17 protein-coding genes and 1 pseudogene are annotated in these 21452 nt (G+C 40.9%); 9 read left to right on the forward strand and 9 right to left on the reverse strand.

Translation table 11 applies throughout. The features are described 5' to 3' along the window. Window positions 1-138: 138 nt before the first annotated feature. Together AABS66_RS15050 and thiM are read left to right on the forward strand one after the other, a co-directional pair. The gene (locus tag AABS66_RS15050; protein WP_272574399.1) at window positions 139-1341 is read left to right on the forward strand and encodes an ROK family protein; all 1203 of its coding nucleotides are present in this window, start codon (window positions 139-141) and stop codon (window positions 1339-1341) included. A 77-nt stretch (window positions 1342-1418) separates the two neighbouring features. Continuing rightward, complete coding sequence (gene thiM, locus AABS66_RS15055) at window positions 1419-2198, forward strand: hydroxyethylthiazole kinase (protein ID WP_272539974.1); 780 nt, start codon at window positions 1419-1421, stop codon at window positions 2196-2198. 28 nt (window positions 2199-2226) lie between these two features. Here the strand turns inward: thiM and AABS66_RS15060 are convergent, their stop codons facing one another. From AABS66_RS15060 to AABS66_RS15100, 9 genes are all read right to left on the reverse strand, one after another. Beyond that, window positions 2227-2931, reverse strand: coding sequence for a lipopolysaccharide core heptose(II) kinase RfaY (locus AABS66_RS15060; protein WP_206085676.1), 705 nt, complete (start codon window positions 2929-2931; stop codon window positions 2227-2229). 188 nt (window positions 2932-3119) lie between these two features. Beyond that, window positions 3120-4286, reverse strand: a complete 1167-nt coding sequence (locus AABS66_RS15065) for a nucleotide sugar dehydrogenase (RefSeq protein WP_206085674.1) — start codon at window positions 4284-4286, stop codon at window positions 3120-3122. 44 nt (window positions 4287-4330) lie between these two features. Next, the gene (locus AABS66_RS15070; protein WP_206085664.1) at window positions 4331-5332 is read right to left on the reverse strand and encodes an NAD-dependent epimerase; all 1002 of its coding nucleotides are present in this window, start codon (window positions 5330-5332) and stop codon (window positions 4331-4333) included. A 222-nt stretch (window positions 5333-5554) separates the two neighbouring features. Continuing rightward, on the reverse strand, window positions 5555-7213 hold the full coding sequence (locus AABS66_RS15075; protein ID WP_430225121.1) for an LTA synthase family protein: 1659 nt from the start codon (window positions 7211-7213) through the stop codon (window positions 5555-5557). Between the two features lie 70 nt (window positions 7214-7283). Continuing rightward, entirely contained in the window at window positions 7284-9152 is a 1869-nt protein-coding gene (gene selB, locus AABS66_RS15080) for a selenocysteine-specific translation elongation factor (RefSeq protein WP_430225122.1), read from the reverse strand. Continuing rightward, window positions 9149-10540, reverse strand: a complete 1392-nt coding sequence (selA, locus tag AABS66_RS15085; RefSeq protein WP_206085658.1) for an L-seryl-tRNA(Sec) selenium transferase — start codon at window positions 10538-10540, stop codon at window positions 9149-9151. The genes selB and selA overlap by 4 nt, the downstream gene beginning before the upstream one ends. A 22-nt stretch (window positions 10541-10562) precedes the next feature. Next, window positions 10563-11498, reverse strand: coding sequence for a formate dehydrogenase accessory protein FdhE (fdhE, locus tag AABS66_RS15090; RefSeq protein ID WP_206085656.1), 936 nt, complete (start codon window positions 11496-11498; stop codon window positions 10563-10565). A gap of 1138 nt (window positions 11499-12636) precedes the next feature. After that, a complete protein-coding gene (uxuA, locus tag AABS66_RS15095; protein WP_206085654.1) occupies window positions 12637-13830 on the reverse strand; it encodes a mannonate dehydratase in 1194 nt (397 codons plus the stop codon). Between the two features lie 17 nt (window positions 13831-13847). Further along, the gene (locus tag AABS66_RS15100) at window positions 13848-14594 is read right to left on the reverse strand and encodes an FCD domain-containing protein (RefSeq protein WP_206085652.1); all 747 of its coding nucleotides are present in this window, start codon (window positions 14592-14594) and stop codon (window positions 13848-13850) included. Between the two features lie 280 nt (window positions 14595-14874). Between AABS66_RS15100 and manD the strand changes: the two genes are divergently transcribed. The 7 genes and pseudogenes from manD to AABS66_RS15135 all read left to right on the forward strand — a co-directional run bounded on the left by manD (window position 14875) and on the right by AABS66_RS15135 (window position 21399). Next, window positions 14875-16089, forward strand: coding sequence for a D-mannonate dehydratase ManD (gene manD / locus AABS66_RS15105; RefSeq protein WP_272539755.1), 1215 nt, complete (start codon window positions 14875-14877; stop codon window positions 16087-16089). Between the two features lie 24 nt (window positions 16090-16113). Beyond that, window positions 16114-17127, forward strand: a complete 1014-nt coding sequence (locus tag AABS66_RS15110; RefSeq protein WP_430225123.1) for a Zn-dependent oxidoreductase — start codon at window positions 16114-16116, stop codon at window positions 17125-17127. Window positions 17128-17188: 61 nt separating this feature from the next. After that, window positions 17189-18604 (forward strand): MFS transporter, encoded by a 1416-nt coding sequence (locus AABS66_RS15115; protein ID WP_206085646.1) that lies wholly within the window; start codon window positions 17189-17191, stop codon window positions 18602-18604. Continuing rightward, entirely contained in the window at window positions 18585-20072 is a 1488-nt protein-coding gene (locus AABS66_RS15120; RefSeq protein WP_272539756.1) for a mannitol dehydrogenase family protein, read from the forward strand. The genes AABS66_RS15115 and AABS66_RS15120 overlap by 20 nt, the downstream gene beginning before the upstream one ends. 125 nt (window positions 20073-20197) lie before the next feature. Further along, a complete protein-coding gene (locus AABS66_RS15125; RefSeq protein WP_206085642.1) occupies window positions 20198-20851 on the forward strand; it encodes a YoaK family protein in 654 nt (217 codons plus the stop codon). 58 nt (window positions 20852-20909) lie between these two features. Continuing rightward, window positions 20910-21005: pseudogene (locus AABS66_RS15130) on the forward strand (damage-inducible protein J); the annotation flags it as partial. Window positions 21006-21102: 97 nt separating this feature from the next. Continuing rightward, the gene (locus tag AABS66_RS15135; RefSeq protein ID WP_430225124.1) at window positions 21103-21399 is read left to right on the forward strand and encodes a hypothetical protein; all 297 of its coding nucleotides are present in this window, start codon (window positions 21103-21105) and stop codon (window positions 21397-21399) included. Window positions 21400-21452 lie beyond the last annotated feature (53 nt).

Raw genomic sequence — 21452 nt, forward strand, 5'->3', positions numbered from 1 at the left:
TAATTTAGAAACAGAACAGCGATCTTAATCTCATTTTAAGAAAAAGATTTTAGGTATGATGTGCGGCATAATGCAGAACTTTATATATAGATTTGCTAATCTTAAGCCTAATGGTTGGAACGAAAAGGAGTGGGGCGCTTGTTACATACATTATTAAATGAATTTCGCACCTCAAAAAATTCAAAAACACAAAAACTGAAAGTGCTTTACCGATTAGTTCTCAATCACGGGCCAATTCGAGCCGAGATGCTCGCTACACTCGCGAGTATGAAGCCAGCCACCTGTGCAAGATTGCTAGATGAGCTGAGTAAATGCCAATTAATTTCAACCTCTGAGCTGGGTGAATCCACTGGAGGACGTAAGCCCATTTTGTACAGTATCAACCCTGCGGATGGTTACCTTGTTGGCATTGAAATGAGTGATATCTATTCCACCATTGTTTTACAAAACCTAAAACTCGAAATTCTAGGGATGGTGAAAGTCAAATATGAGCACCTTGAAACGGCTGAGAACATGCTCGATCATCTGCTTAGTAAAGTTGACTCCCTCCTTGCAGGACATCAACTAAGTGTAGAAAACCTGCTCGGTATCGGCATTGCTATCGACCATATTTTAGAGCGTGACAAACTCCCCTATCATCAATATAACTCGCGCATCAAAGGGCTCTATAACTACATCACGCAAAAAGTACCGTGCTTTGTGCTACTGGGAAGCGGGATCAGTTTTGCCGCATTCGCCGAATACCGTTTACATTATACGTCTGATAGCCAACGATTTTTATTTACCACCTGCGACACGGACATTCGCAGTTGCACGATCATCAATAATCATTACGCACCCGCACCAATTAGCACTGCGCAGGCATTTGGCCATACAACGATTGATATTAATGGGCAACGCTGTGAATGTGGCTCGTTTGGCTGTTTAAAGCAATACAGCTCGTTGTCCGCCATAAAATCTCGGGTGATCCAACAACTCCGATTAGGTAAAAGCTCGGTCATTAATGATCTTGTTAATAATGAAGCAGATATTAACTACCACACAATTTTCCAAGCGCTGACATTAAACGACACCATTTGTCTCGAAGCTCTTGAAGAAGCGGCTTATTATTATGGAATCGCTATCGCGAATGCTATTTTAACGACTCAAGCCGATGTCGTTGTTTGTGGTGGAACCTTAACACCAAAAAATCATTTCTTTGAGATGACGAAAAAGTCCGTTGAAGAAAAATTAGCCGCCTTCCCTCATATCAAAACACGTATTTATGCAGCTAATGACTCTTATGAAATTGTCGCACAAGGTGCTGGGGGAATGGTAATGGAAAATTACCTTTCAGATTAACGACTTCTTTCATTAAGAGAGATAGAGTGTAGAATAAATCCACTATTTTATACTCTATCACGCAAAATGAGGGGATCATGATCGAATTTGAGCATATCAACGATGCTGTAATATCACCGATATTACAGCAACTTCACAGCAAATCTCCTCTCGTTCACTGCATGACCAATGATGTCGTTCAAACCTTTACCGCAAATGTTCTGTTAGCGCTAAATTGTTCCCCTGCCATGGTCATTGAACCTGAAGAAGCTGAGCAATTTGCTGCCATAGCAAACAGTTTATTAATTAATGTGGGAACACTCACGACGGATAGGCAACAAGCAATGAAACGCGCTGTACATAGTGCAAATACCGCGGAAAAACCTTGGGTTCTTGACCCTGTTGCTGTTGGTGCTCTCACTTTTCGTACCCGCTTCTGTCATGAGCTTCTTGGCCTTAAACCTGCTGCAATTCGGGGCAATGCATCCGAAATTATGGCATTAGCAGGTAACAGTCTCGGTGGTCGAGGGGTAGACTCCCTAAACTCCACAAATGATGCCCTTCCTGCAGCAAAATCACTGGCCAAACAAGCGAATACCATTGTCGCCATCAGTGGCGAAATTGATTATGTCACTGATGGCAAACGCACAATTGCTATCGCAGGCGGGGATATTTTAATGACTCGCGTAGTTGGGACGGGATGCGCACTATCCGCTGTCGTTGCCGCTAGCTGTGCGCTATCTGGTGATAGGCTACAACATGTTGCAACCGCTTGTGCACTAATGAAACAGGCAGGGGAAACAGCGACACAGCGCTGTCGCGGTACTGGTAGCTTTATCCCTGAGTTTTTAGATGCACTTTATCAATTAAACCCATAAATTCACCGATAAGAAAACTCAATTTAGTCTATAACCGAGTTTTCTTACCTCGCAACTTTCTAGACCAATGGCGAAAGTTATCCCTAAAACGAATAAACCGATAAGCCCCATTTTTTTTGTCTGGCTCAATACCATAAAAACGTTTTAAGGCGATTAAATCATTTGCTTTACATATGGTTAAATTTCCGTAATCAGACAAATCAATCACTTTCAGTCCATTCTCTGTCAAGACAAAGTTTCCTGCATGAATATCATTAGAAGATAAACCATAGCGATGAAGTTGGTCGATAACCGATTTCATTTCAGCATAATAAGGTGTTAGATCATCCAATTCTGATAGGACAGTTCCTTCAACATATTCAGCAATAATCCACGTTTCAACTGATTCGCGGCATTGCATTTTTTCTGCCACAAAATAGATGTCATTTGTAACAGTGCAGCCCTGATTTTGTGCGGAGACTAAACGCATTAATAAACGTGAATAAAATGGGCCAGATAACATACGCATTACTCTTTTTTCAATGCGTTTATCCCGCTCTTTTTCACATTTGATAATATAATTTTGGCCATTTAGTTGAATACGTTCGACACTTCGTTCTGCATTTCCACTGCCTAAATCTTTACCAACAATTCGTCCATCAATATAGTCAGTCATGACTTGCCAAAAATCAATTTCACCTGCTTTTTGGTAAGTTATGAAGTCACCTCTTTGTTTTTTTATAATTTTTTGCATGACAGAGCGCCCGCTTTTTAATCAATCGGCGGATGCTAACAAATGAAAAAAGACATTTCTTAGCGATTCTTGCAAAAATGGTTCAAAAATAAAGAAGTTGTGGAATACCGCACAAAATGAGCGGTTTTTAGGAAGGAAAAGGTGAAAAATAGGCTGGCAAACTGCCAACCCATTCTTACTATTAATATTTAGTCATTACCAAATAAATCACGGGTATACACTTTATCTGCCACATCTTCGATTTCAGGCACCATACGGTTGGCTAAAATAATGTCGCACTGGGCTTTAAATTCCGCTAAGTCATTGACCACTTTTGAACGGAAAAACTCGGTTTCTTTCATCACAGGCTCATACACCACCACTTCAATGCCTTTGGCTTTGATGCGCTTCATGATGCCCTGCACCGCAGAAGCACGGAAATTATCTGAACCGGCTTTCATCACTAAGCGATAGACACCCACTTTACGTGGTGCTTTGGCAATAATTGCGTCCGAAATGAAGTCTTTACGCGTGCGGTTGGATTCGACAATCGCGTTAATCAGGTTGTTCGGCACATCATCGTAGTTAGCGAGCAATTGCTTGGTATCTTTCGGTAAACAATAACCGCCGTAACCGAATGATGGGTTATTATAATGACTGCCAATACGCGGGTCTAACGAAACACCTTCAATAATTTGGCGTGCATTTAAACCGCGGCTTTCTGCGTAAGTGTCTAGCTCATTAAAATACGCCACTCGCATCGCTAAGTAAGTGTTAGCGAACAACTTAATGGCTTCGGCTTCAGTTCCATCAGTAAATAACACCGGAACATCTTTTTTGATGGCGCCTTCAAGTAGTAAATCGGCAAAAATTTGCGCGCGCTCAGAACGCTCACCGACCACAATACGGGACGGGTGCAAGTTATCCCATAATGCGCGGCCCTCACGTAGAAATTCTGGAGAGAAAATCACGTTGGTATAGCCAAATTCTTCCCGTAAACGTGCGGTAAAACCGACAGGAATGGTCGATTTCACGATAATCGTGGCGGTTGGGTTGATTTCATTTACATCATGAATAACAGATTCCACCGATTTAGTATTGAAATAGTTAGTTTTTGGGTCATAGTCTGTTGGTGTAGCAACAATAACGTACTGCGCACCCGTATAAGCTTCCACTTTATCTTCCGTGGCGCGGAAATTCAGTGTTTTTTCCGTTAAAAACTGCTCAATCTCCGTGTCGACAATGGGTGATTGGTGGTTGTTTAACATCGCCACTTTTTCGGGAATGATGTCCACAGCAACCACTTCGTGGTGTTGTGACAGTAACATGGCGTTAGATAGACCGACGTAGCCGGTTCCTGCGATTGCTATTTTCAAACTTGCCTCTCAAATCCTGCTACGGATATTACAGGTTGTTGATATTATTGATGGTAATAAGAACGATACCAATCAACAAACGCCTGAACACCCTGTTCAATAGAAACCTGTGGGCGATAACCTGTTACATTAAACAGGTCTTCAGTATCTGCCCACGTTGTGTACACATCCCCAGCTTGCATCGGTAAAAAGTTTTTAATTGCTTCTTTTCCAAGGGCTTTTTCTAACGCAGAAATAAACTCAATCAACTTAACGGGCTGGCCGTTACCAATATTATAGATGCGATACGGTGCGCTACTTTGCGCTGGTGATGTCGAATGATTGTTTGGGTCTGCTTGAGGGATTATATCGGAAATTCGTATCACCCCTTCGACAATATCATCAACAAAAGTGAAATCACGGCTCAGATTGCCGTTATTATAAACATCAATAGCTTCGCCCGCTAAAATGGCTTTAGTAAATTTAAATAACGCCATATCAGGACGTCCCCATGGCCCATATACCGTAAAGAAGCGCAAACCTGTTGTTGGTAACTGATATAGGTGTGAATAGGAATGGGACATTAATTCATTGGCTTTCTTTGTTGCGGCATACAATGAAATGGGGTGATCTGTAGGCATGTCCGTGGTAAATGGCGCATTATCCGTCACACCGTACACAGAACTAGAAGAAGCATACACCAGATGCTTCACTTTCGCTTGACGGCAGCCTTCTAAAATCGATAAATGCCCAGTTAAGTTGCTGTCCGCGTAAGCAAATGGATTTTCTAACGAGTAACGCACACCAGCTTGAGCGGCAAGGTGGATCACTCGGTCAAACTGCTCTTGGGTACATAGTACTCTGACCGTTTCACGATCCGTCAAATCAAGGTGAATAAAGCGAAATAAGGGGTGTTGCTCTAATAAATGTAAACGAGATTGTTTAAGGCCCTGATCGTAATAGGCATTTAGGTTATCAATTCCAACGACTTCATGCCCATTTTCTAATAAACGCTGACACAATCTAAAACCAATAAAACCCGCACTTCCCGTGACCAAGTATTTCATATTTATCGTCTTCTAGCATTAAACCATTCACAAAGCTCAATAGAGCACCAAGTTTCACAGAAAAAATTAACTTAATTTAAGACAAAAAAAACAGTGAATGGTTTTATGGTTAGAATAATAATGTGTAAAAAAGCAGTGAATTTTAAGGAAGTATTAAGATTTCAAAAATCGACATAAAAGAAAGCCGCAAGTTTGCTCCAACCTGCGGCCAATCATCACAATTTATTGAGTACCGCTTTTATCTGCCGCTTCCAATGTGCGATAAATGTAATTACGGTAACTATCTAACAATTTTTGGTCTTCACAATCATTGAGCTTACCATCACATAAATGACGCATTTTGATATTTGCTTCATAGAATGGAGAAATCTTTAAGTTTGCTCTTTCCAGCAAAATTCCACCCAAGAATGAAATATCGGTTAATTCCCCTGTTTTGATTGCAGTACCTGATTTTAAATTGTCCCGCAATGTAAATTGCGTTAAATACGCAGGGGATGAAAATGGTGAATTGTACTGATTTAGGCTAATACCTGGTTGATGGTCCCCAAAATATAAAAACATTAACGGGCGGTCGCGCTTATCAATAAACTCAGCGAAATCTCGCATCGCCCCATCGGACGCGGTAATTTTTTCCATATAGTGGCTAAATTCACCAGCTGCATCTTGATGCTTAATTTTATCTTTTATACCGAAATCATCACTATGTGTTTCTTTATAAGGCCCATGTTCATACATGGTTAAAGAGAAAATAAAGACTGGCTTATCCGTTTCTTTTGCTAAGATTTCTTTGACGTACTTCAGCATGTCGTCCGTGCTAATAGTCCATAGATTATCTTGTAATTTCCCTGGGTAGCCAAGTTCCTGGGGCTGAATAATTCTATCCACACCTAATGTTTCATATGCATGACCCGAATGATAAGCCCCTTTATTAAATGGCGTCAGCACAACAGTATAATAACCATTGGCTTTCATTTCTTTAAATAAGCTATTTTTCAAGTTATCGACAATAAAGTAAAACACACCACTTTTTTGTGCCCCGAAATCATCACTATTTAACCCAGTTAACGCTGAAAACTCAGATAACCAAGTGCCACCACCAAAGGTTTGGACTCGCATTTGACTATGAGCAGTGACCCCAGCATCCTGCTGGAACATAAATAAATTAGGGAGTTTCGTGCCTTCTGGCAAATCATAAATGTGCGGGTCAACCGTTGATTCTTGCAGTAATAAAACAATATCTGGCTTTTCTGACGAGGTACTATTGTTTAATGAGACTGTCGCCGCTTTTTCGATAAAGTAGTCAGCGGTACCCACAAACTCAGGAGATTGGTAACTGGAATTTTTTGCGGACATAATGATATTAGTCACAGTCCCGCGACCTTTTGGCAACGTCTGGGACCATCGGTCATAATAATGGGAGCTAGCAAAATTAGCGCCAAAATAACCCACAACAACCAGTATCACACCTAAAATGCGTGAAACATGTGATTTGCTCGACTTAATTAAACGCCAACTAATGGCACCATTAACGACCAGTAGAATTAATAGCCCAACTAGCGCAACACCTGCTAACCAATAATGGCTTAACGTGCCCATATTAGAGGTGTCTGTCATAATATTAATATCAGTGAAGAAAAGCTGTTCTTTGTAATAATGGACTTTTAACTGATTTAGGAATTTTATGATAATAAACAGGGTACTGGTAATTACGACAGAAAATAACCAGCGTGCGGTTAATACCATTAAAATACCAAATAACACAGCATATACACTGAGCGATATGAGTGCAGGATAAATCACGCTACCTTTCTCAAACACCAAGAAAAGAGAGCCAATAAAGATCAATGCTAGATAAAAGCCTGCAAATAACTTTTTCTTCATCAGTTTTACCACAAGTTTAATATGAGGGGTTTGCTATGAGGCACCACTATAGCGGATCAAAACACTCAATTTATTCAACGAAAATGCCTTTATCTCGTAAATAGTGACCATCGCCTTTACGACGAGTAAAACCGCTTTTGTCAAAAAACTCAAGAATTTGTATCGCAAGTTTTCGACCAATCCCTAACTCATTACGAAAATCAGCAGCAAAAATGACGTCATTTTCCAAACAATGACGGTGGATTAGTGATGCGAAATGATTAATTTGCTCATGGCTATAATAACGATCACGAACGATAGCGGTAATTAACCCCATTTGAGCCGCTTTTTTGAGTACTCGGCGCATAGCCTCTTCTTCATGCCCAGTTTCTACTGCTAAATCACGTACCCACCATGCCTCATTGTGCGTCAATAAAGGGAAAATTTGTTGCCAAATCACTTCCTGCTGGGCATCAAAAATAAGTCCATGCTGCGGCATATGCAACCAACCGCGCGTTTGCTTAATCGTTCCATTTTCAATCAAGTCATTAATTAATTTGAAAACTAACGCATCACTCATTGAAGGCAGTGCCATACGTTTTAAACGCGCTTTTCCAACGCCTATCTGGTCGCTATGTACTTCATTAAATTTTTCAAGAGTTTGAATTAATCGGTCTTTCGCAGTTTGTGCTTTAAACGCAGAGAGAACGCTATTTCCAACATGTTCTGCATCCGTTTGCACTAATATGTTTTCAAGTGCATCACCTGTTAACTGCCTAGCCCAACCATAATCTTGTAGGTTTAATTCACCTTGAGGAAGTTGCAACTTGAAATGCGTTAGCTCATCATCTTCTTTCGACAATAAAGCTAACCAATCTAAAAATTCTGGAAGGCGCTTTCCTCGACGAGGAGAGGTTAATCTGAGCACTCTAGCCCCCCCTAATGTTTGGCGGGCACTGATATCTCGAATAATCAATCGGTCATTATCAGCTAACCATAATGGGGTATCTAAAATTAACTCGGCAAGAACAGGTGTTTCCCCTTGATCAACCAATAAAGAAACTCGCCCAGTGATATGACTTGCACCATGGTATAAGTGGACAGGCTGCCAATGCTTAATTAGCGAGTCACACTCCAGTTCAACAATCACACGATTAGCAATAAATGCAGGTTTTTCGGCCAGTAACCAATCACCTCGGGTGATATCTTCTTTATCAATATCACCTGAAAGATTTAATGCAACACGATCACCCGCCTGTGCAAAATCTGCAGGTTGATTTTGCCTATGGATCCCCCTAACGCGCACTTGCTTATCTGCGCCTGTCACCCACAATGAGCCGCCGACTTGAACTTGGCCTGCAAGGGCCGTTCCTGTAACAACAATCCCTGCACCTTTAACATGGAAAACACGGTCTATCGCTAAGCGAAAACGGCGTTGTAAATTTTCATGTGTTCCACTTTGCTGATGTAACTGCTGCAAGTATTCGCGTAATGCATCAATACCGCGGCCATCTAGGGTCGAGGTGATAAACAAAGTCGCATTAGACCAACCTTGTTGAGATAATTCAGCTTTAACCTGTTCAGCCACCTGTTCGATACGTAAATCATCAGCGCGGTCTGCTTTCGTTAAAATAACCGTAAGATCTTGGCAACCTGCAAGCCTTAAAATAGACAAGTGCTCAAGAGTTTGCGCCATCACGCCATCATCACACGCCACGACGAGAAGTGCATGATTAATCCCGCCGATTCCCGCCAACATATTAGCTAAGAACTTTTCATGCCCTGGAACATCAATAAAACCAATAGCACTACCATCACGTTGAGGCCAATAGGCATAGCCCAAATCGATAGTCATCCCACGCTTTTTCTCTTCTGGAAGATGCGCAGTATTTACGCCTGTAATTAGTTGAATTAATGATGTTTTTCCATGGTCAACATGGCCTGCAGTTGCGAAAATCATGAAAGTAAAACCTGTAATAATGTATGTTCATCATCGAGGCAGCGCAAATCTAGCCACAGTTTCCCATCTTTCATTCGTCCAATCACAGGTTCAGATAGTTGACGCCAATGAGACGCTAACTGCTCCAATGTACCGCCTTTACCATTGAGAGGCGCAAAGGTAATCGCAAAGCTTGGCAATCTATCAATAGGTAATGAGCCACTACCAATTTGTGACAAGCAAGGTTCAATTTCAACGATAAACTTGTCACCATAGAATGCCTGTAAAGCCACTAACACATTATCTGCACTACGACGAATTGTCTCAGGGTCACGCGTTAACCAACGTAATGTCGGTAAATCATTAGTCAGTTTTTCAGGGGTAAGATAGAGCTTTAATGTCGCTTCCAGTGCCGCTAACGTCATTTTGTCGACTCGTAATGCACGTTTTAACGGATGTTTTTGTATAGCATCGATCCATTTTTTCTTTCCAAGAATGATACCTGCTTGTGGGCCTCCTAGCAGTTTATCTCCTGAAATAGAAACCAAATCAACACCTTGAGTGAGATAAGTATGAGGCATAGGCTCCTCAGGCAAACCATATGCCGTCATATCAATCATGGAACCACTGCCTAAATCAATTGCTGTGGGAAGCTGGTATTTTTTGCCTAACTCAGCCAGTTCATGACCTTCAACCTCAGCGGTGAAGCCTTCAATGCTATAGTTACTGGTATGCACCTTCATTAATAGTGCAGTGTGCTCATTAATCGCATTTTCGTAATCACGTAAGTGAGTACGATTAGTGGTACCCACTTCAACCAGTTGGCAACCCGCTTGAGACATTACATCTGGCACACGAAAAGCACCGCCAATTTCAACCAACTCACCGCGAGAAACAATCACTTGCTGACCATTTGCCACCGTTGCAAGCAACAATAAAACAGCTGCGGCATTATTATTTACAATACAAGCATCCTCTGCGCCCGTGAGCTCGCAAAGTAAGTCTGCAATTGCGCGATCCCGATGACCACGCATTGCGCCATCAAGAGAATATTCTAATGTGACAGATGAACTCATCGCTTTGCTAACTGCGTCAATCGCTGTTTTGGACATCACTGCTCGCCCAAGATTGGTATGCAAAACCGTTCCCGTTAGATTAAAGACATTTTTTAATGCACTTTGGCCTAATTCATCGTGGCGTTTAGCGAGTTCTTTTAGCCAGTCAATATGCCAATCTGGTAGCTGTCCCTGCTGAGAGATACACTTTCGCGCTTGTTCCTGCATTTCACGTAAACACGTGGTGACCCAATGCAACCCCGACTGTTCAACCAATATTTGCACTTCATCAAGCTGCAATAGTTTGTCAATTGAGGGTAATTGTCGATATAACGCTAAGTTTGCTTCCACCATAGTCACTATTCTCTTTTACAACTTACTTTTCGCCAGGAAACAGGAATGGGTTAATACTGCTACGAGCAAAGCCTTCTTCTTCCATACGCGCATCAAGAATAATTGAGGCTAAATCATCCGCAACGGCTTCCACTTTGGCTTCTTTTTCTTGGTAAAGAATTTTAAGATAACTGCCGCAATCGCCGCAACTTTCCGCCTTCACCGCCGCATTTTCATCATCAAGAGACCAATAGTTTAACTTACCTGTTTGCTCGCAATTGCTGCACTTCACTCTCACCATGTGCCATTCAGTTTCACACAAGTTACAGTGTAAATAGCGTAGACCTTGAGAAGTCCCAATTTGAACGATGCTAGAAACAGGCATGCTATTACACACAGGGCAAAAATGACGATGATCACCGTGTTCTGCACGCGCTTTACCTGGAATATTCGCCGCCATTTGCGCCCAATAAACAGAAAGCGCGGCCCAGATAAACATAGACTTATCTGCAGGTACCTTTTCAAACTCTTCATTTAATAACGCTGTTGCCATGGCCTCTAATTCATTTTCAGATGCCTTATCTAAATTTTCGAGCGCTGGACGTACAGATTCAGGAACAACTGGCATTAATTCTGCAATTATTGATTTTAATAATTTATGCCAATGTGTTGTACGAGGCAGCGTTTTAGCATCCAACGGCGGATTATTAGTATGAATTGAACGCTCTAAAACTACTGTCATATCAATATCTAGTGGATTATCATGCTGTGCATTATGTTGTGCAGTTGCCACTTCAGCTGCAAAGCTAAGATAATCAGCAAAAGGATGTTCCCCAATACCTAGCTCTTTCAGTCTCTCAGCTCGACGTTGGTATAAGCTTTTTAAGTTAGGGAACAGTACTGGCGGAATAAAACCAATGCCTTTTTCTTTTAATCTTTCTTGTCCTAACTCTTCTTTAGGAACGATACGAATACCCATTGCATTCTCACTTTTCTATTTTCTGAACGATTTTTTGAGCATATAGGGTAAGCCTATACACAAATTTATCATTCCTATTTTATGCCATCAGCAAAAATTGCTGCTATTAACTGCTCAGGATAAAACAAATTTGGTTGGGTCGCTACCTTAACCCCTTTGTATCAATACGGGTATTTGATCTGATAAGGGTTTTGCGGACAACTAAAGAAAAAACACCGACAAATTTACCTTAAAGAATCGGCAATTATGATATTGAGTAATCGATAAAAATCCGTTTTTGAAGTATGGATTATGCCTATTTCAATGCTATAAATTATCGAAGCACTCTAACCTGTGAAGTTCATAAAATTTTAATAATATCAAAATTATTAATTATTCAATAAATGCAGTTAAATAAAATTTCGGCTTAATCAGTAATAATAAATTATTACAGAGAAAGAAAATAAAGAGAAACAATTCACATATTGTTAATTTTACGTCCAAATCACTCAATTTTATTTCTTATCTAATTATAGTGAAATCAAAAATATAATTAAGCCAACATTAGCAATCTAATGCTTTTATAATAATATTAATTGCATTTTTTATCGTAATACATCATCAATGGTCTGATAACCTAACTTATAATCTACCAACCAACTAAGGACAGTTATATTTTTCTCAAAATAATTAAACCAATTTATTGCTCTGACTAAAAATAGCTCACTAAATCAATCAGATGAGTCTATCAACGTCACATCCTTAGGGATATCGCAAGGTTTAATTTTACTCGATAAAAGCTTGGAAAGAACATGTTAGTAGAAAAACAAACTACTTATTTCAGACGATAGCATTGCGTTATTTAATAAAATCCCGCCCACAATGAGAGTATAAATAAAATATTAAATAACAATATATTAATATTAGATAACTTGAAAAATTAACGGGGTTACTATTAGGGAAAATTCAGTCATAATAAAAACACAGCATTAAATTTGGCAATATTTTACCAAGATATCATAGATGGGGTGCTAAATTTTAATTTAAAACCGTATTTATATACGCGACCAGTTTATCTTGATCGCGTATATTTAAGTATATCTAACTATTCGATAGTTCAATAATGCCAAATCATCAAAGCAAGCATTATGAATATAAATTATGCTTTTAATAACTCAGGATAATACATCCGCTTAAGTGCTAGCTCTAATCCCCGTACTTCCGCCAGTCCTTTTAAACGACCAATCGCTGAGTAACCTGGGTTTGTAACTTTCTTTAGGTCATCCAAAATTTGGTGACCATGGTCAGGACGCATTGGAATAGGTGGTAAACCCGCCTCATTGCGTTTTTGTTCAATCGCTAAAATCGCTTTAACGACTTCGAACATGTCGACATCACCTGCAATATGGTTTCCTTCATGGAAAGTATTTGGGTTTTCTTCTCTCACCGTTGAACGCAAATGTGTAAAATGAATACGATCCCCAAATGTATTAATCATTTTCACAAGGTCGTTATCTGCGCGTACACCATACGAGCCCGTACACATCGTAAAACCATTATGAATACTATCGCAGCTTTCTTTAATAAACTGCATATCTTCAATTGTTGAAACAATACGTGGTAAACCTAAAATAGGGCGTGGTGGGTCATCAGGGTGAATTGCTAATACAACATTTTCTTCTTCACAGACAGGTACGATTTTCTGCAAGAAATAACGTAAGTTTTCACGCAATTGGTTTTTATCAATATCATTATACAATGCTAAGCGCTCACGGAATTGGTCTAATGTATAGCCCTCTTCTGCTCCAGGTAGCCCTGCAATAATGGTTTTAATTAAATTATCAATATCGTCGGATGACATTGCCGCATAATATTCAGCAGCCTCTTTAACTTCTTGTTCTGAATAACTTGCTGCTGCATTTTCACGTTTTAAAATATGAATTTCAAATGCTGCAAACGCGATATTATCAAAGCGTAATGCTTTAGAACCATCAGGCAACGTATAGCCAAGGTCTGTACGCGTCCAATCAAGAATTGGCATGAAGTTATAGCAAATTGTTTTAATGCCACATGAGGCTAAATTGCGAATACTTTGCTGATAATTCTGAATATATTTTTCGAAATCACCCTGTTGGGTTTTAATATCTTCGTGAACAGGGATGCTTTCAACAACAGACCAAACTAAACCAGCGTCCTCAATGATAGCCTTACGCTTTACGATTTCCTCAACACTCCAAACAACACCGTTTGGAATATGATGGAGAGCAGAGACGATCCCTGTCGCCTCAGCTTGCCTTGCATCACTTAAAGAAACTGGGTCATTAGGCCCATACCAACGCCACGTATGCTCCATGAGTACATCTCCTTCACTTATTCAAAAATAGTCTGATAAGGAATTGTTTCAAATAAATAACCATCAAAATTGGGGTCGTCAAAATCGGAAAGCTGCATTAGAGTATTTTTGACATTCTCTAAGTGTTGCCACATCTCTTTTTTCGCCAATTCAGGGTCACGCTTTTGTAGTGCATTTAAAATATTTTCATGATCAATCAACCACTTCTTACGGTAAGTCGTGTTATCGATATGCTCATGCAATTTGTCCCACATTGGACTTTGTAACCGTACAGCCCAAATATCATCAATGATCTTCGCCATCATGTCGTTCTTACTTGCGCGAGCAATAAGCACATGAAACTTATGATCATTTTCATCATCACTTTCATTATTAGCAACTTTAATCCGTTCATCTTCGAGTAACGCACGGATTTCTTGGATATCTGCTTTTGTTGCTGACAAGGCAGCGCATGCCGCAATTGCGCTTTCAATCACTTGGCGAGCTTGTAGAATTTCAAAAGGCCCATGATCCAAACTCTTGATTTCATCAATAAGCAAGTCTGGATGATTAATGACATAAACACCTGAACCCTTCTTGATAGAAACCAACTTTTCAATTTCCAGCATGATGAGCGCTTCACGTACCAATGAGCGACTGACATCATATTTTTTAGCGATCTCACGTTCTGGCATTAAACGACTTCCTATCGGATATTCACCAGATGCAATGAGCTCTTTTAACTGCTGACCTAGGTACTGGTACGAGCGGTATTGAGTTTTCATATATATGTACAACGCGTTGTCGAATTAAATTTAGTTCTTCCATTGTAGATTATCGTCACTCTTGATAATGGTCAACCAATTTATCCATTATTTTGGCCAAATTAGTTAACCAATTTGTGATCACCTTCACTTATTGTCGGCTTTTTAGTCGTTGTCTTTTAATTTCTTGGTTGGTAGAGTGAAAAAAAGAAAATTTGGTCAACCAATAAATAAACCAGTTAGGTGTTTTCTCTCATTTTGGTTGATCAGTTGGTTAACATAAATATGGATATGGGCAAAAATGAAAATCGTAAACGCAGAAGTGTTTGTATGTAGCCCCGGTCGTAACTTTGTCACATTAAAAATTACCACGGATGAAGGCGTGTATGGCGTGGGTGACGCGACACTCAATGGTCGTGAACTCTCCGTTGTTTCATACTTAAAAGACCACCTATGCCCTCAGCTCATTGGTCGTGACCCACACAAAATTGAAGATATTTACCAGTTTTTCTACAAAGGGGCTTATTGGCGTAGAGGCCCAGTGACCATGTCTGCCATTTCAGCCATCGACATGGCTTTATGGGATATTAAAGGCAAAATTGCTAACTTGCCTGTATACCAATTATTAGGTGGAGCATCCCGTGAAGGCGTGATGGTGTACTGCCATACAACAGGTAAAGATATTCCTGAAGCATTAGATAACTACGCAAAATATAAGGAAAAAGGCTTTAAAGCTATCCGCGTGCAGTGTGGGATCCCTGGTATGGCAACGACCTATGGTCAAAGCAAAGGACAAAACCTTGCTTACGAACCTGCCACCAAAGGACACCACCCCGAAGAACAACTTTGGTCAACCGAAAAATACCTCGATTTCATGCCAAAACTGTTTGAAGCTGTTCGCGATAAATACGGTTTCAATGAACACCTCCTGCACGATGTCCATCACCGCTTAACACCGATTGAAGCGGCTCGCTTTGGTAAAAGCATTGAAGATGCACGTTTATTTTGGATGGAAGATCCAACACCAGCGGAAAATCAATCCTGTTTTAGACTGATCCGCCAGCACACCGTCACCCCAATCGCCGTTGGTGAAGTTTTCAATAGTATTTGGGACTGCAAACAACTAATCGAAGAACAGCTTATCGACTATATCCGTACCACTATTACACATGCGGGCGGTATTACAGGTATGCGTCGAATTGCAGATTTCGCCTCACTTTATCAAGTTAGAACGGGCTCACATGGCCCATCCGATCTGTCCCCTATTTGTCACGCCGCTGCCCTGCACTTTGACCTATGGGTACCCAACTTTGGTGTACAAGAATTTATGGGGTACTCCGAAGAAATGCTCTCTGTCTTTAGCCCTAACTGGACATTTAAAGACGGCTACATGCACCCAAGTGATAAGCCTGGTTTAGGTATCGATTTTGATGAAAAACGGGCAGCGAAATACCCGTACAACCCAGCTTACCTACCTATTGCCCGTCTTGAAGACGGTACTTTATGGAATTGGTGATTTTTAGATAATTCGGAGTTAAATATGAAAGCTGTAGTGATAAAAGAACCCAATACATTATTGATAGAAGAGCGTTCAATTCCTGAACCTGCTGAAAATCAAGTGCAAATCAAAGTTCGCTTAGCGGGTATTTGTGGCTCTGATAGCCATATATATCGTGGTCACAACCCATTTGCAAAATACCCTCGTATCATCGGCCATGAGTTTTTTGGCGTCATTGAAAAAGTGGGTAGCGGTGTGGATAGCAAACGTATCGGTGAACGCGTCTCTATCGACCCTGTACTCAGTTGTGGTCATTGTTATCCTTGCTCAATTGGTAAACCAAATGTCTGTGAAACCTTAGAAGTCTTGGGCGTTCATACTGATGGCGGCTTTACTGAGTATGTCACTGTGCCTGCAGCCAATGCGTATACCATTCCTGATTCAATCAGAGATGAGTGTGCAGTGACTGTCGAGCCTTACTCTATCGCAGCCAACGTTACCTCGCACGTTCAGCCAACCAAAGATGATGTGGCCTTAGTCTATGGTGCAGGCACGATTGGATTAACCTGTGCACAAGTCTTAAAAGGCGTTTACCAAGTCAAAACCTTAATTGTGGTTGACCGTGTTGCTGAGCGATTAGCCAGAGCCACAGCATGTGGAGCGGATATCGTGATTGATAACTCACAAACACCGCTTCCTGAACAACTCAAAGCCTTAAATCTACGACCTACGGTTGTGTTAGATGCAGCGTGCCATCCCGCTATTTTGCAAGAAGCGATTTTAATTGCATCTCCTGCGGCAAGAGTATCTATTATGGGATTCTCGAGTGAGCCAAGTTCCGTGACACAACAGAGCATTACCAGTAAAGAGATTGCCCTATTCTCTTCACGCCTAAATGCGAAAAAATTCCCAGAGGTGATTAGCTGGATTGAGTCGAACAAAATCGACCCAACCAAAATCTTAACCCATCAGTTCCCATTCACTGAGGCGCAAGAGGCAATTCTAACCTTTGAGAAAGACCAAAAAACCTGCTGTAAAATTCTTTTAACCTTTTAATTTTATTACAAAAAAAATAATTATTTCAAATACTACCCGACGTGATTAATAGGATAATAATATGAATACTCAGTCGATAGACCAATCAGGGAAAGTCGAACGTAGCTCTGGGGATCTCACCAAAGCTGCTGTTTCTGGTTGGCTTGGAACCGCCCTCGAATTTATGGATTTTCAGCTTTACTCACTAGGTGCAGCACTTGTTTTCCACGAAATTTTCTTCCCAGAGCAATCGGCATCAATGGCGTTAATCCTCGCCATGGGTACCTATGGTGCGGGATATGTCGCCCGTATTGTTGGTGCAGTCTTCTTTGGTCAGATGGGGGATAGAATCGGTCGTAAAAAAGTGTTATTCATTACCATCACTATGATGGGGGTGTGTACCACCTTAATCGGGGTATTACCGACTTATGCACAGGTTGGTATCCTCGCACCGCTGCTATTAGTTCTCTTGCGAATTATTCAAGGCTTAGGTGCTGGTGCTGAAATTTCAGGCGCAGGAACCATGCTCGCCGAATATGCGCCAAAAGGCCGCCGCGGTATTGTCGCTTCACTGGTTGGTTTAGGTACAAACTGCGGAACACTGAGCGCAACGGCTATCTGGGCATTTATGTTCTTCTGGTTAGACAAAGAAGACTTACTGGCTTGGGGTTGGCGTGTACCATTCTTAGCAAGTTTTGTTGTGATGCTGTTTGCTGTCTGGCTACGACTGAACCTCAAAGAAAGCCCAGTGTTTGAGAAAGTTCAAAATGCGGAAGAGCAAGAAGCTCAGGTGGCTGTCCAAACACCACCAAAAGAAAGTTTCTTTGCGATGTTCAAAACGAAAGCGTTTTGGTTGGCAACAGGTATCCGTTTTGGCCAAGCAGGTAACTCAGGGCTTATCCAGACATTCCTAGCGGGTTATTTAGTTCAAAGTCTATTATTCGATAAAAGTATTCCAACTGATGCGATCATGATCAGCTCCGTTGTAGGTTTCCTTACAATCCCTGTGATTGGCCTACTATCAGATAAATTTGGTCGCCGTATTCCTTATATTATCCTTAGCTTATCCGCGATGCTGCTCGCCTACCCGATGCTTTCCGTCATCGTAAACGGAGCCAACAGTGTCAGCTTAATCACCATCTGTATTATTATTGTCCATAACTGTTCAGTTCTCGGGTTATTTGCTCTTGAAAATATTACGATGGCTGAAATGTTCAACTCACGTAACCGTTTTACGGGTATGGCTGTTGCAAAAGAAATTGGTGGGTTAATTGCATCTGGCTTAGGCCCAGTGCTTGCAGGTATCTTCTGTAGCATCACAGGGAGCTGGTGGCCTATCGCTATTATGATCATTGTTTATTCTGCCATTTCATTAATTACCGCCATCATCATGCCTGAAGTCAAAGACCGTGACTTAGCCAGCCCACTGGATGCGGTTGAAGAAGTTGAGCAACAAAAAAGTAAAGGTAAGGCCAAATATGCAACTGTCAATCAATAACCTAAACCAACTCCCTGCGGCTATCAAAGTGCCAAACTACGATAGAAATCAGGTTAACGTTAAAATGCTTCACTTGGGTTTCGGCGCGTTTCACCGCGCCCATCAAGCCATCTTTGCAGACATTTTAGCGACGGAGCACCAAAGTGATTGGGGATTTTGTGAAGTTAACTTAGTGGGTGGCGAGCAGCAAATCGAAGATTTACTGGCTCAAGACTGCTTGTATAACGTTGTTGAAATGCAAGGTGATAACTGGCAAACCCGTACCGTTGGCGTGGTTAAAGAGGCACTACACCCAACCATTCACGGTATTGATGCTGTTATCAATCGTATGTTAGACCCAAATATTGCTATCGTCTCCATGACGGTCACAGAAAAAGGGTACTGCTACGTTCCATCAACTGGGTCAATTGATTTTGATAACCCCGCTATCGCCCATGATTTAGTGTCCCCTGAAGCACCTAAATCATTGCCTGGCGTGATTGTTGAAGCGCTTCGTCGCCGCAAAGTATTAGGATTAGCACCCTTTACCGTGATGTCCTGCGACAATATGCCAGAAAATGGGCATATTACGAAAAATGTTATCCTTGCGATGGCGGCAAAGCGCGATGCAGAGTTAGCCAAATGGATTGAGGAAAATGTCACGTTTCCGTCAACCATGGTAGATAGAATTGTACCTGCAATGACCACAGAAACCGCAGAGAAAATTCAATCCCAACTTGGTTCTGTTGTTGATAAAGTTGCGATTGCCTGTGAGCCTTTTAAGCAATGGGTGATAGAAGATAACTTTGTTGCAGGCCGCCCTGAATGGGAAAAAGCAGGTGCCCAGTTAGTCACGGATGTTATCCCATTTGAAGAAATGAAACTGCGCATGTTAAACGGCAGCCACTCATTCCTTGCTTACTTGGGATACTTAGCAGGCTATCAGTACATTAATGAATGTATGCAAGACAGTGCTTATGAAAAAGCGGCTTACCACTTGATGGTGAATGAGCAAGCATCGACACTTTCCATTAAAAATGTCGATTTACCTCAGTATGCAAATGCGTTAATTGAACGCTTTAAAAATACGGGGCTCAAACACCGCACATGGCAAATTGCGATGGATGGAACCCTAAAACTATCTCAACGTTTGTTGGATTCGATTCAAATTCACCTAAAAAATGGCCAATCATTTGATTATTTAGCGTTAGCTGTTGCAGGGTGGATGCGTTATGTCAGTGGGAAAGACGATCAGGGTGCAGATATTCAAGTGAGTGACCCACAGGCCGCTAAACTGGCTGAACTGGTGGCACAAAGTCAGGATGATGAAAACCGCGTTAAGGCATTGCTCTCACTGGAAAGTTTGTTTACCCAAGAATTGGTCAACAACCCGTTATTTACTGAAAAAGTGACTGCGTTTTACCTATCACTGCGTGATAACGGTGCGAAAAAAACCATTGAAGCATTAAACCGCGAACATTCGCTGTAATTATCCACTGATAAACGTCGTTAACTCTCAAACCTGATACTTCCCGTATCAGGTTTTTTTATTATTTTCTAAATAATGCATATACTCACCATCACTATCTATTTTGATGAGCGGCAGAACAACCAATGACATTATTCCAATTTGAAGCCAACTCCCATACGCCCTTTTTCCTCTTACTGGCCTTTATTGGCGGGTTTGTTGATGCCTGCTCTTTCGTGATTTTTGAAGTGTTCACGGGGCATCTGACGGGGAACAGTATTTTAAGCATGGTGTACCTCGCCAAGTTAGATTGGCCAATGCTCCTACTTTCCGCAGTTTCTATCTGTGGCTTTTTTCTAGGGACTTGCCTTGGTTCATGGCAACGGTTAAAAAATAACTCACTACGTGATTACCGTTTTCTGATTGGTTTATCATTTTTATTATTTACTGGGGTGTTTGCGCTCTATTTCTTCGCCCATGCCGTCTATTCTGACAATATCGTAATATTTATCATTAGTTTATCCATGGGGTTACAAAACGGCTTTTTTAATAAGGCGGGGACTGTTGGTATTCATTCAACGTATGTTACTGGGATGACAACATCCTGCATCAATGCTTTTTTAAAAAACGTGCAAGGTGATAGCAGCAAAAAGGTGCTGTTCCTCGCCGTATTATCTTTTATTCTGGGGGGATTAACGGGCGGGGTGTTATCCGTCAATTACCAATTCCTCGGTTTTTCTTTTGTGTTGATACTGCTAGCACTGGCTTTTGTCTATAGCCTGACCATTAATGATAGGTGATTTTATGATTACTGTAATCATAATAAAATAACACAAATGACAACACATTAGGCTTATTATGGATACTATTCATTTTAGAATTGATGAAGAAACAAAGCGCTTAGCGATGCAAGCTGCAAAGCGCCACCAAACAGACCTAACAAAATTAATGCGATAAATAATAATGAAAGTGGTAAAGCGACTTTTATAGAACATGGTGAAAGTCAAAAACGAATGGCTCAATTACGAAAAAAACTCTGTGGAGATGATAAATGATAAAACTGCTTTGGGAAAAAGCGGCACAAACAGATAGGGAACACATTTATCACTATTTTTTAAACATGCAAGAATATTACTCGCAGATAAAATTAACAATCGATTTCAATAGGTTACAGAATTACCACAAGCCCCCCTACTCTGGTGTGAAAGTTAAAAACAAAGAAAGTTACAGAAAATTAATCATTCCTAATTTCCCATTTTTCACACTTTATCAAGTTAACAAAAAAGATAATCACATTCGCATACTTAGAATGTTACGCATTGCGACACGTTTAGCCTCTAATTATTAACTCTTCTCTCCAATAAAAAAGCCTGCCTCAATACCATCAAGAGCAGGCTTTAT

This window comes from Providencia sp. SP181 (assembly GCF_050446505.1).
Classification (GTDB): Bacteria; Pseudomonadota; Gammaproteobacteria; order Enterobacterales; family Enterobacteriaceae; genus Providencia; species Providencia vermicola.

Bases quoted from the DNA above. Each gene is read 5' to 3' on its own strand.
- selB (WP_430225122.1), bottom strand. From the start codon at position 9,152: ATGATTTTCGCAACTGCAGGCCATGTTGACCATGGAAAAACATCATTA.
- AABS66_RS15120 (WP_272539756.1), top strand. From the start codon at position 18,585: ATGCAACTGTCAATCAATAACCTAAACCAACTCCCTGCGGCTATCAAA.
- fdhE (WP_206085656.1), bottom strand. From the start codon at position 11,498: ATGGGTATTCGTATCGTTCCTAAAGAAGAGTTAGGACAAGAAAGATTA.
- AABS66_RS15115 (WP_206085646.1), top strand. From the start codon at position 17,189: ATGAATACTCAGTCGATAGACCAATCAGGGAAAGTCGAACGTAGCTCT.
- AABS66_RS15075 (WP_430225121.1), bottom strand. From the start codon at position 7,213: ATGAAGAAAAAGTTATTTGCAGGCTTTTATCTAGCATTGATCTTTATT.
- AABS66_RS15100 (WP_206085652.1), bottom strand. From the start codon at position 14,594: ATGAAAACTCAATACCGCTCGTACCAGTACCTAGGTCAGCAGTTAAAA.
- manD (WP_272539755.1), top strand. From the start codon at position 14,875: ATGAAAATCGTAAACGCAGAAGTGTTTGTATGTAGCCCCGGTCGTAAC.
- AABS66_RS15110 (WP_430225123.1), top strand. From the start codon at position 16,114: ATGAAAGCTGTAGTGATAAAAGAACCCAATACATTATTGATAGAAGAG.
- AABS66_RS15060 (WP_206085676.1), bottom strand. From the start codon at position 2,931: ATGCAAAAAATTATAAAAAAACAAAGAGGTGACTTCATAACTTACCAA.
- thiM (WP_272539974.1), top strand. From the start codon at position 1,419: ATGATCGAATTTGAGCATATCAACGATGCTGTAATATCACCGATATTA.
- AABS66_RS15135 (WP_430225124.1), top strand. From the start codon at position 21,103: ATGATAAAACTGCTTTGGGAAAAAGCGGCACAAACAGATAGGGAACAC.
- AABS66_RS15125 (WP_206085642.1), top strand. From the start codon at position 20,198: ATGACATTATTCCAATTTGAAGCCAACTCCCATACGCCCTTTTTCCTC.
- uxuA (WP_206085654.1), bottom strand. From the start codon at position 13,830: ATGGAGCATACGTGGCGTTGGTATGGGCCTAATGACCCAGTTTCTTTA.
- AABS66_RS15070 (WP_206085664.1), bottom strand. From the start codon at position 5,332: ATGAAATACTTGGTCACGGGAAGTGCGGGTTTTATTGGTTTTAGATTG.
- selA (WP_206085658.1), bottom strand. From the start codon at position 10,540: ATGGTGGAAGCAAACTTAGCGTTATATCGACAATTACCCTCAATTGAC.